11 protein-coding genes are annotated in these 9,219 nt (G+C 54.8%); 5 read left to right on the top strand and 6 right to left on the bottom strand.

The features are described 5' to 3' along the window. Positions 1-35: 35 nt before the first annotated feature. Both ACOYNV_RS23140 and ACOYNV_RS23135 read right to left on the bottom strand, forming a co-directional pair. Positions 36-326, bottom strand: coding sequence for a hypothetical protein (locus ACOYNV_RS23140; protein WP_422902170.1), 291 nt, complete (start codon positions 324-326; stop codon positions 36-38). A gap of 66 nt (positions 327-392) precedes the next feature. After that, positions 393-701 (bottom strand): hypothetical protein, encoded by a 309-nt coding sequence (locus ACOYNV_RS23135; protein ID WP_422902169.1) that lies wholly within the window; start codon positions 699-701, stop codon positions 393-395. A 685-nt stretch (positions 702-1,386) separates the two neighbouring features. On the opposite strand from ACOYNV_RS23135, the gene ACOYNV_RS23130 reads away from it, so the two are divergent. After that, complete coding sequence (locus ACOYNV_RS23130) at positions 1,387-2,406, top strand: AAA family ATPase (RefSeq protein ID WP_422902168.1); 1,020 nt, start codon at positions 1,387-1,389, stop codon at positions 2,404-2,406. 68 nt (positions 2,407-2,474) lie between these two features. On the opposite strand, the gene ACOYNV_RS23125 is transcribed toward ACOYNV_RS23130, so the two are convergent. The 3 genes from ACOYNV_RS23125 to ACOYNV_RS23115 all read right to left on the bottom strand — a co-directional run bounded on the left by ACOYNV_RS23125 (position 2,475) and on the right by ACOYNV_RS23115 (position 4,225). Next, the gene (locus ACOYNV_RS23125) at positions 2,475-2,948 is read right to left on the bottom strand and encodes a hypothetical protein (RefSeq protein ID WP_422902167.1); all 474 of its coding nucleotides are present in this window, start codon (positions 2,946-2,948) and stop codon (positions 2,475-2,477) included. Between the two features lie 257 nt (positions 2,949-3,205). Beyond that, on the bottom strand, positions 3,206-3,385 hold the full coding sequence (locus ACOYNV_RS23120; protein ID WP_422902166.1) for a hypothetical protein: 180 nt from the start codon (positions 3,383-3,385) through the stop codon (positions 3,206-3,208). A 159-nt stretch (positions 3,386-3,544) separates the two neighbouring features. After that, entirely contained in the window at positions 3,545-4,225 is a 681-nt protein-coding gene (locus tag ACOYNV_RS23115; RefSeq protein ID WP_422902165.1) for a hypothetical protein, read from the bottom strand. Positions 4,226-4,751: 526 nt separating this feature from the next. On the opposite strand from ACOYNV_RS23115, the gene ACOYNV_RS23110 reads away from it, so the two are divergent. Genes ACOYNV_RS23110 through ACOYNV_RS23095 form a run of 4 tightly spaced genes read left to right on the top strand, consistent with a single transcriptional unit; the run spans position 4,752 to position 8,923 of the window. Further along, complete coding sequence (locus ACOYNV_RS23110) at positions 4,752-5,312, top strand: recombinase family protein (protein ID WP_422902164.1); 561 nt, start codon at positions 4,752-4,754, stop codon at positions 5,310-5,312. Further along, positions 5,296-5,493 carry a hypothetical protein gene (locus ACOYNV_RS23105; RefSeq protein ID WP_422902163.1) on the top strand — a complete coding sequence of 66 codons (198 nt, stop codon included), beginning with the start codon at positions 5,296-5,298 and terminating at the stop codon, positions 5,491-5,493. The genes ACOYNV_RS23110 and ACOYNV_RS23105 overlap by 17 nt, the downstream gene beginning before the upstream one ends. Continuing rightward, entirely contained in the window at positions 5,490-8,519 is a 3,030-nt protein-coding gene (locus ACOYNV_RS23100; RefSeq protein WP_422902162.1) for a Tn3 family transposase, read from the top strand. The genes ACOYNV_RS23105 and ACOYNV_RS23100 overlap by 4 nt, the downstream gene beginning before the upstream one ends. Next, the gene (locus ACOYNV_RS23095) at positions 8,516-8,923 is read left to right on the top strand and encodes a gamma carbonic anhydrase family protein (protein WP_422902161.1); all 408 of its coding nucleotides are present in this window, start codon (positions 8,516-8,518) and stop codon (positions 8,921-8,923) included. Before ACOYNV_RS23100 ends, ACOYNV_RS23095 begins: the two co-directional genes overlap by 4 nt. On the opposite strand, the gene ACOYNV_RS23090 is transcribed toward ACOYNV_RS23095, so the two are convergent. Continuing rightward, a partial coding sequence (locus tag ACOYNV_RS23090) for a hypothetical protein (RefSeq protein WP_422902160.1) occupies positions 8,877-9,219 on the bottom strand: 343 nt, incomplete at its 5' end. The two genes, ACOYNV_RS23095 and ACOYNV_RS23090, sit on opposite strands and share 47 nt — an antisense overlap.

The raw sequence follows: 9,219 nt of genomic DNA, 5'->3' as shown, positions 1-9,219 counted from the left end.
CACGCTGGTGTGAAAAGTGCCAAACCAATTGGGTCCTAACAGAAGAAATCTGAATCTGTCGCAACTCCGCGTATGTGTTCTCGACTTCTCAATCCTGACACCGAAAACCCAATCTGTTCAGCAACACCAAGCGCTGTTGCCGCCGTCGCGAACGGTCTCGGGGTCTTGCGCCTTGCGTCGATGATGTAGCCGTCAGACACAGCCAGGGTCGGATTGAAGCGCAATCTCAAAAACCAGCCTTCCATGGTTTTCTCAAGAACGAATCCAGTAATAGCGCCGGATTTCAAATCATCAGTCGCTTCTTTCAGCGTCCAGCCAGTTTTCATGCACATCCTTTTTGCAATATCAAATAAGACTATAAGTTAAAGCATTACGGTAAAAATGAACAATCATCAGAAAGAAAACTCACCACAAAAGATCAATCGACGGCGCCAAGCGGAGGGGGTGGTTGCGAGCAGCAAATCCTCAATACTTTTTGTTCCGACGTAAAAAGGTTCTTTTAAGAAATTGTGGGGATCGTTCGTCCAGGCCGGCACCACCAACTCATTTTTCTGCGAAAGATATTCTGCAAGGCCCGCAAGATAAGCATCAGCAACCTGGTTGCCTGTCTTTACCGGGGCTTCCGTGACCACCATTGGGATGACTGCGGCGGCTTCCTGCTTAGCCAATTCCGGGATCAGCCAATGAAGGAAGTCACTCATGTGATACGGCATTGAAGACCAAATGTCTTTTCCATTGGTCACATCTTTTGCAATACGGGAGGATACCTCGTGGATTGTGGTTGGTCGCATAATCCACATATTATATCATATGTCGTAGCGTTTTGGCAAGAATGAAACCGGCTGCTATAACTGGCACTCCCTCCCTCTGCCCCTGCCGCGCTCTCGCTTGCCACCGCCGACCGAGAGTACTCGGCACGGCCAAGTTCACTTTAAAAACCCGATAGACAAAACAGAGCTTCAAAAACGTGGCTATCGAGATCGCAAAAAGACTTAGAGTTTGGCCCGCCTTGCGGCGGATTATCAAGACGCCTGGCCGTTTATAAATGCAAGCCGCTACATCTAGTCGCTCCGCTCAGCATCAACATCCCAGCCGCTCCACGTCTTTTTTGTCAGTAAGAAATGGTTTAACAAACCTGTCTGTTTAACACCACACTGCCATCCAAAACGACCGCAAAACACCAGATTTGCATTGACAAAAGTAGCTGTGAAACGTATCATACAATCAAATCGAACCGGTGTACCCGCTAGTAGTTTTCACTTCTGCTCAACGCAGATTTTGCGGGGTAATCGCGTTCGGTAGAACCTGAATCCTCGCCGCCCCCGATAACCCGCAAGCATAAAAACGCTGCGGGTTTTTGCATTTTAATGCAGCCAAAAGGGGTGAATGATGAATAAAACCGAGCGGAAAGAATTTATCTCCCAGGGTTTTGCACAGGATGATGAATACAAAAAATTCAGGCCTTACCTCCCCATTGAACACGCTGTAAATAAAGCAGCAGAGCAAGTAGTTGCGGATTTCAGCGAGGTTGTCACCAAATCACTTCGTGACGAAGTTGAAGCTCCGGTTGAGCTTGCTGAAGCAACGTCCGAGATACCAGACCCTGCCGACGCCTACGTCAATATCTTCGATCCCTTCGAGCTTGAAAAGCTGATCAAGCTCCGCGAGGACGAAGGTGACGAACGCGCAAAACGGCAAGTGCCTTTTCTTCAGGCCGCACTGGTGGCGCTAGGCACGCGCACGCTCATCAACCAGCCCTTGCCTACCGTGGTCGCCGGCTTACTCGGCCTCAAGCTGGACATGCCCAACTTCAGCAATGTTGTCGACACCCTGATCGCTGAAATTTCGCTTGCCATGTCGGGGGAAAAAGAGGATTTCCGCGTCTCACCCCTTTGCATGAATGGCGTACCTGGAATTGGTAAAACGCGCTTCGCGTGCGAGGTTGCCAAGATTTTGGACGTTGGCTTTGAAGCAATTTCTCTAGGCGCTGGAACCGGCAGTTTTGAACTATCCGGTGTTTCTGCCGGCTATTCAAACAGCCGGCCAGGCCGGATTTTTCGTCTTTTGGCCGAAGGAAAAAGCGGATGCCCGGTCGTGCTGCTTGATGAAATAGACAAAATTTCAAGCGACAGCCGTTACCCACAAACCCCGGTTTTGCTGGACCTCATGGAAGTCGATAGCGCCCGGCGTTTCCGCGATGAAGGCATAGAGGCCCGGCTCGATTGCAGCAAAATGATTCTACTGGCGACCAGCAACTACCAAGAGTCCATTCCTGCGCCGCTGAAGTCACGGATGAACATGGTTGAAATTTTGGCGCCAACGGCAGAACAGGGGTTGTACGCCGGAACCGCCGAAAATTCCGTCAACCCAATTCCAGCCCCACCACGATCGCTTCCAGATCGATGATCTGACCCTCTCCGTGAAAGGTGTAGTGCCCATTCAGGTGCTCGCCACCGCCCAAAATTGCACCAAAATCAAGGACGCCATATTGACGATTTCGGACAGTGGGCGTCGCTCAACGCCCGGATGAGCGCTAACCATTCATCCGGCGTCGTCAAAAAAGGCTCCTCTTGGATGGGGTGCACTTTGAGCAACAAAGAAGGGTTTTCAGTAGAGCGTGGATCGCTAGGCGGTGCAATAACGAACGCCGGCAAATTGGTTTTCCTGATTGGCTCGGCCATAAGCCTTGCATAGGCCTCCAACCCTCCCGCATCGGAGGCGTTATCCCCAAAAATCAACAAAGCGATATCCGCATTGCAGTGTTCGCACTGCTGCAAACTGGTCAGCACTTTGGTAGGAGCACGAAAAGGTGGGCTATGCCGCAACTCGATGTCTTGCGCTTGGGCCACAAGATGATCCAATAAATGCGCGGCCACCATATCGGACTTGTTTGTACGGCTCCTCTTGTTTCTTTGTTTTTGCGCCATGACGATTAACGACTTGCCCACTAACAAAACTCGAAATCTATCACTACGGCGCCAACACTGTAAACGGGGCGTACCCCCGTGGTATGGTCCACAAGGGCCTTTTCTTCCGGATCCTTGAGCCCGCTTTGCAATCCATGACCCATGGCGCGGCAAGCAAAGATACCGGTGGGGCCGATGTGCCCATTTCCCTGTGGGCCTGGGTGCCTTGGGTGCGTCGCTCATGGGCTAAATTTGCCCAACCCCCAACAAAGTAAAGTTAGCTCCAACACCCCTAAATGTTATCGGGCCGTTACAGGTAGTGACTCCAGCCGGACTTCAGCCCTTGCCAGCGCCGCACTGGCCTGCTCCTGGCGTTGCCGTTCTGTTGAAAGATCGGCATGCAACGCTGCGGCGATTTCATTCGCTTGCTTCTGTTGACGTTCCGTTTCTTCCTTCGTTTTTTCCAACTCACTTTTCAACTCAACCGCTTGAGCCTGAGCGAAGTTAGCCGCTGTTATTCACGCGCTTCTGCCGGGCTTGAAGCCTCATGAACAATAGGGAACAGCCCATTGTTGTCTGTTTCTGAATATCTGAAAACCGTGGTCCCCTATTATTGCGTTCAATTTTGTGCGTTTTCATTAGCGTTGAGGCATAGCCTTGAGAAGTTGTTCAAGCAGTTCGATCTGCTTACGATTTTCAACTGTTTTTTTTCTGGCGATTTCTCCTGCTTTGTCTGCATCGGACGCCTTCTTGTCTGCATCGGACGCCTTCTTGTCTGCATCGGACGCCTTCTTTTCCGCATCGGCAATAACCGCATCCAAAATCACACTAATCTGTTCATCTAGCTTCTTCGTGCTTGAAAGTTCACTTGCGAGATAGTTTTCCGCACCAGGGAACTTCTCAGAAGCATTCTTAAAGTTCGAAAAGGGGAGTGGAAGTCCCTTTGGAAGTTTCCCAGTCTTTGTATATTCTTCAACGAAACGACGGACATCTTCGATTTCCACGTAGCCAAGCACCATTCCGCTTACGCCATTAGCGATGGTTCGTTCACTGATTTCCGGCTGGGATCGGGCAAGTTTGTAATAGCCCATGATGCGCTCACGCTGGCTGACGGTGAGCGTCGGCAATCTTTCGAGTATGGTTTTCCTTTTAAATTTGCCAAGCAATTCCAGCAATACAGGGTACTTTGCCGGGTCTTCCTTGAGCACCAGACCGCCACCACCCGCCTGCGCCAGCGGCAAATAGGGCGATTCCACCGCCACCACCGGGGCAGCCCCCACAGCCAGCGACAAAAATCCTGCGGCCAACGTCTGTTTCATGTGGTTTTCTCCCTTGCGGTGTGGCTGGCGTCAATTTTGAAGCGCAAACAAGTCTGCATTTCCTCAATTTCCTGGCCAATAGATGTAACGGCTTGCGTTTATAAACGGCCGTGCTTGCAATCAGAGCGTTTTTCGGATCGAATTAACTGCAAATGAAACGGTGCTCATGCTCACATTAACTGCAAGTGAGCTTGCATTTATCCGACCGTGCTCGCATTCCATCGAGTCGTGCTCACCAAAAAACTAACTTCCGGTTGAAGCCCCTCCCTTCAGGGAGGTACCGGGTTTGGGCGGGGTGGGTGCAGCCCCGTCCAAACCCTTGTTCTGAGGCAGTTCGCCGTTCAGGCGAACTAGACGATCACTTCACGCACAATAATTGAAAATGATGACCAGCACTTGCTTCTTTTGGGTGTACTCATATGAGCCGTCAAAATGAGACGTTTTTTCTGTCTCAATAGGGTTGTTTTGCTCATTTCGGTATGCTAGTGTTTGAACCTCTAAAGGCTAACGAGACGATTGCTGATCTATGGCGCTCTACGGATATGCTCGCGTTTCTACCAGCGATCAGGACTTCAGCCTTCAAGAACAGGCGCTTCGTGCAGCGGGTTGCGATGTAGTCCGGGCCGAGAAAGTGAGCGGAACGACTCGGACGGGCCGGACTGAACTTCAACTTCTGTTGGATTTCCTGCGGCGTGGCGATACGCTGGTCGTCACCCGCATTGATCGCCTTGCCCGGAGCATCAAAGACCTTCAGGACATTGTGTACACGCTGAAGGAGCGCGGCGTCACCCTCAAGGCGACCGAGCAACCGATTGACACCCGTAGTGCGGCAGGGAAGGCGTTCCTGGACATGCTGGGCGTTTTTGCAGAATTTGAAACCAACCTGCGACGCGAACGTCAGATGGAAGGCATTGCGGCGGCCAAAGCGCGTGGCGTTTACCGCGGACGCAAGCCATCAATCGACCCCGCCGAAGTTCAGCGTCTTCGAGTCGAGGAGAAGCTGGGTGCGACGGAAATTGCCCGTCGGCTGGGTGTCGGTCGTGCCTCGGTGTATCGCGCGCTGGCCCGCGATGGACAACCGGCGTAAACGACTCGGCAGCCATCCGCCGGCCATCATCGGCGATAAACTGGACACCATTGACGCTACGCTGAATGCCGGAATATCTGAAGCGGCCGTGTGCCGTAACTTCGACGTCAAGTACCCCACACTGATCGAAACGCTGACGCGGTTTAGCTGCCCGGGATCGCGTGGAGCATCTTCACCATGACGGCCAAGAGTGAGCGCTTGACCGTATTGTCCGACGCCGAGCAGGAAGCCCTGTACGGCCTACCGGACTTCGACGATGCACAACAGCTAGAATATCTGGCATTGACGGAAGCCGAACTGGCGTTCGCCAGCAGCCGTCCAGGCCTCCATGCCCAGGTCTATTGCCTCTTGCAAATCGGCTATTTCAAGGCCAAGCATGCCTTCTTCCGCTTTGACTGGAGCGAGGTCGAGGACGATTGCACCTTCGTGCTGAGCCGCTATTTCCATGGCGAAGCATTCGAGCGTAAGCCGATCACCAAGCATGAGCATTACACCCAGCGTGAGGGGATCGCTGATCTGTTCGGGTACCGGCTGTGGGCAGCCGACTTCTTGCCGCAGCTTGGGCAGCAGGCCACGCAGATCGTGCGGCGCGACGTGACGCCGGGATTCGTAGCCGTAGAGTTGATCTTCTGGCTCAACAAGCACAAGATCATCCGGCCTGGCTACACCACTCTGCAAGAACTGATCAGCGAAACACTGTCCACCGAACGTCGGCGCTTAGGCGGCCTACTGGCGGAAGTGCTCGACGACGCGGCCAAAGCCGCCTTGGCCCAGCTCCTGGTGCGTGATGACACCCTGTCTCAACTGGCGGCACTCAAACAGGATGCCAAGAGCTTCGGCTGGCGTCAGATGATCCGCGAGCGCGAGAAGCGCACCTTGCTGGAGCCGCTGTACCAGATCGCCAAGGCGTTGCTGCCCAAGCTGGGCGTTTCTCAGCAGAACCTGTTGTACTACGCGAGTCTGGCGAACTTCTACACCGTCCACGACCTGCGCAACCTCAAGGCGGATCAGACCCATCTTTACCTGCTGTGTTACGCCTGGCAACGCTACCGGCAGTTCTCCGACAACCTGGTCGATGCGATGGCCTATCACATGAAGCAGTTGGAGGACGAAAGCAGCGCGCTCGCGCAGAAATCTTTCTTGGCGGAACAGGTGCGTCGCCAGCAGAACACGCCGCAGGTCGGTCGCCTGCTGTTGATCTACGTCGATGACACGGTGGCCGACGCCACGCCGTTTGGCAGCGTACGCCAGCGCGCGTACAAGATCATGCCCAGAGACACCCTGCAGATCACCGGTCAGCGCTTGAGTGTGAAGCCGGTGAGCAAACTGGCCTTGCACTGGCAAGCAGTGGACGTCCTGGCTGAACGCATTCGCCGCCATCTGCGACCGCTGTACGTCGCGCTCGACTTTGCCAGCACCGTCCCCGACAGTCCGTGGCTCGCGGCGCTGGCCTGGGCCAAGAGCGTGTTTGCCAAGCAGCAGCGCCTGTCGCAACGACCGTTGGCCGAATGTCCGGCGGCCACGTTGCCGAAACGATTGCGGTCGTACCTGTTGACTTTCGATGCCGATGGCAAGCCGACCGGACTGCACGCCGATCACTACGAGTTCTGGCTCTATCGGCAGATCAGGAAGCGATTCCAGTCGGGCGAAATCTATCTCGACAACAGCTTGCAACATCGCCACTTCTCCGATGAACTGGTTTCGATGGACGAGAAAGCCGATGTGCTTGCGCAAATGGACATCCCCTTCCTGCGCCAGCCGATCAATGCCCAGCTCGACGCGCTGACGGCCAAGCTGCGCGCGCAATGGCTGGCATTCGACAGCGAGCTGAAGCAGGGCAAGCTGACGCACCTGGACTACGATAAGGACACGAAGAAGCTGATCTGGCGCAAGCCCAAGGGTGATAACCAGAAGGTCAGCGAGCAGGCATTTTACGAGCAACTGCCGCACTGCGATGTCGCCGACGTGTTCCGTTTCGTCAACGCCCAGTGCCAGTTCTTGTCGGCGCTGACGCCGTTGCAGCCGCGCTATGCGAAGAAGGTGGCCGATGCCGATAGCCTGATGGCGGTTATCATCGCGCAAGCGATGAACCACGGCAATCAGGTCATGGCGCGCACCAGCGACATTCCCTACCACGTGCTGGAGACGACCTACCAGCAGTACCTGCGCCAGGCATCTCTGCAAGCCGCCAACGACCGCATCAGCAATGCCATCGCCACGCTACCGATCTTCCCGCATTACTCGTTCGACATGGATGTGCTGTACGGTGCCGTCGATGGTCAGAAATTCGGTGTCGAGCGGCCAACCGTGAAGGCGCGTTCTTCGCGCAAATACTTTGGTCGTGGCAAGGGCGTGGTCGCCTACACGCTGCTATGCAATCACGTGCCTCTCAACAGCTACCTGATCGGCGCGCACGAATACGAGGCGCACCATGTGTTCGACATCTGGTATCGCAACACGTCGGACATCATGCCGACAGCCATCACCGGCGACATGCACAGCGTCAACAAGGCCAACTTCGCCATCCTGTGCTGGTTCGGCCCGCGCTTCGAGCCACGTTTCACCAACCTCAATGACCAGTTGAAGGAACTGTATTGCGCCGACGACCCGGCGCTGTACGAGAAATTCCTGATCCGCCCGGTCGGCCAGGCTGACCTGACGGTGATTGTCGACGAAAAACCGAACATGGATCAAATCGTCGCTACGCTCGGGCTGAAGGAGATAACCCAGGGTGCCTTGATCCGCAAACTGTGCACCTACACCTCGACGAACCCGACACGGCGCGCGATCTTCGAGTTCGACAAGCTTGTGCGCAGCATCTACACGCTGCGATACTTGCGCGATCCACAACTGGAGCGCAACGTCCACCGCTCGCAGAACCGCATCGAGTCTTACCACCAGCTACGTTCGACTATCGCCCAGGTCGGTGGAAAGAAGGAACTGACCGGACGCACCGACATCGAAATCGAGATCAGCAACCAATGCGCGCGCCTGATCGCCAACACGATCATCTATTACAACTCGGCCATCCTGTCGCACCTGCTGACAAAATGCGAGGCCAGCGGCAACGCCAAGGCCGTGGCGCTGATCACCCGGATGTCGCCGGCGGCCTGGCGGCACATCCTGCTGAACGGGCACTACACGTTTCAAAGTGGCGGCAAAATGATCGACCTGGACACGCTCTTGGCCGGGTTGGATTTGGAGTGACGGAATTTTCGGCGGTTCCGGCGTACACCCCCGATCTCGCGGAAAGAACCTTCGTTCACAACTCGGCCCAGGTGATAGGCGATGTCCACGTCGGTCGCGATTGTTCAATTTGGTGCAACACCGTGCTGCGCGGGGACGTCAATCGCATCGTCGTTGGCGACTGTAGCAATATTCAGGATTTCACGATGTGCCACGTTTCACACAAGAACGCGGCGAAGCCGGAGGGGTCGCCGCTGCTCATCGGAAGCTATGTGACTATCGGCCACTCGGCGATCTTGCATGGGTGCACCATCGGCGATGAGTGTTTGATCGGTATGGGTTGCATCATCATGGACGACGTCGTCATCGGCAATCGCGTCATGGTCGGCGCAGGAAGTCTTGTTTCCCCCAGCGTTGACGCATGAACACCTCGGAAAACGCATATAAAATATTTTTGCCACAAACTGGCTGGTTGCGGCGACAAAACATTTGAAGTCGATGCACATTTTGTTGGATTGTGATGTCGATTGCCTGGTTTTGCTGAGCGATCAATCTGCAACCTGGATCATGGGCGGCCTCGAGGCGATAGCAGGCCCTGCCGCCATCATGGCGGCCTGCGCACCGTTGATGCGCGTTGAGCAGGATTAGATCAAGTGCAGTTCGAACGGTCGCCGGAGCCGTTCGGTGATTGTCTTGAGATCGAACCAGGGAGCGCCCAGAC

Origin of the sequence: Propionivibrio sp. (assembly GCF_049316945.1) — a bacterium.
Lineage (GTDB): Bacteria > Pseudomonadota > Gammaproteobacteria > Burkholderiales > Rhodocyclaceae > Propionivibrio.
The sequence above is the reverse complement of the archived record's forward strand: the minus strand, read 5'-3'. Positions and strand labels throughout refer to the sequence as shown.